At 66.8% G+C, this 1,746-nt stretch carries 1 protein-coding gene; it reads left to right on the plus strand.

The genetic code is table 11. The features are described from left to right. On the plus strand, positions 1 to 1,746 hold a 1,746-nt coding region (locus tag A39O_RS32750), incomplete at both ends, for an LPD3 domain-containing protein (RefSeq protein ID WP_040527558.1).

Raw genomic sequence — 1,746 nt, forward strand, 5'->3', positions numbered from 1 at the left:
CTGACGACCGCGGCCAACCGGCCCTTTATCCGGCGCTTCCTGGCCGCGGTTCCGGTGGCGCAACGCCCGGCCTTCCAGGCGGCCGACGGGGACCTGTCGCAGGAGGGCATCACCCGGCTGCGCAACGCCGTGCTGTACCGCGCCTATGGCGACTCGGACACCCTGGCGCGCATGGTGGAAAGCGCGGACCCCGGACAGCGCAATGTGCTGGCCGCGCTGGTGAAGCTGGCCCCGACCGTGGCCCAAGCGCGCGACGATGCGCAAGCCGGGCGGTTGCATGATCTGGACGTGGCGGCGGACATCGTGGCGGCAACGGCGACGCTGGCGAAGGTGCGGGCGGACAAGACCTTCGGCTCGGTGGATGAGTATCTGCGCCAAGGCGGGCTGTTCGGTGATGCCATTTCACCCGAGGCGTCGCTGATCCTGCGTCACTTCGACAGCAATCTGCGCAGCGCCAAGGCCATCAGCGCCTTCCTGCTGGACTATTATGAGGCAGTGCGGGCAGCCGGCGATCCGCACCAGGGATCCCTGTTCGGCGACCCGCCCCCCGATAAAGCCACCTTGTTGAGACAGACCCATGAGCGCCACCAAAAAGACCGCCAAGCCCCCGCGCAAGACGACCTCTTCAAAGCCCGCGGTCAATCCGCTGGTCGCCCTGATCCAGCAGGCCGAGCGCGATCCGCGCGTGCTGGCCGGGCTGCTGGCGGCGGTGAAGCAGGGGCAGGAGCGCGCTCAGGGTTAGGCCGCGGTCCGCGCTACCTGTTCTTCAAGGCCATCCAACCCGGCACCAAGGGCCGCATCACCGACCTGTTTGCGCAGGAAGTGCAGCACCGCGGGTACACCGACACCCACGGGCACTATCACGCGCCGCATCAGCAGCGCCATCACGTCAAGGGGCCGGACGCGGCGGCCGATCCTGACCCCGACCCCGCACTGACCGCGTTGCTCAAGCAGTACGCCGGGGACCAAGAGGTGACACCGGCCGAACTCGCCGAGGCGGTGCGTCAGTATCGGGCGGTGGAAGCCAAATACCACGGGACGCCGGGGTGGTTGAAGGCGCCGAACGGCGAGCCGACCAAACTCAACGAGCGGCAGTGGGTGCTGGTGCGCACACCGAACTTCAAGGCGTGGTTTGGCAATTGGCAGCATGACTCAGACCAGCCCGTCACGGTGACACCGATCAGGCGTGACCCAGATGCGCCCACGGGAGGGAAAACGGACGCCTGGCGCCGCTATGTGCTGGGCAAACTGCGCGGGCAACCCGCTGTGGTGGACGACAACAGGGTACCCGTCGCGTTCGTCCGGTCAGGGATTGAGGCATCACTGAAAAACCGTAACGCCGACGCCCGTGCGATTTATGCCAGCTTGCCCGACGTGCTGCGCAACGCCGTCTATGTCGAGTTTAAAGAGAACAGCAAGCAGCAGACCAAGCCAGGGATCGTCGGCTATGAGCACTATGCCGCGGCGGTGGAACTGGACGGGGTGGTGCGCAGCGTCGCGTTGACGGTGGACCTGGTGCGGGGCGCGACCCGCGGGCGTGGGTACTATTACCATCAAATCGGGGATGTGGTAGTCGGCAATGTCGTCGGAAATTCCCGGACTTTAAAGGCCCCGACATCGCCGCTCCACACTGTCAGTCTAGGCGATCTGGTCGGACCCGACAAGCCCGCCGCGTCCCAGGTGCGCGACCCCAACGGCGAGCCGCTGGTGGTGTATCGCGGCCAGGTGCAGCCGCCTGGCCCGGCC

This window comes from Lamprocystis purpurea DSM 4197 (assembly GCF_000379525.1).
In the GTDB taxonomy this organism is placed as follows: Bacteria; Pseudomonadota; Gammaproteobacteria; order Chromatiales; family Chromatiaceae; genus Thiodictyon; species Thiodictyon purpureum.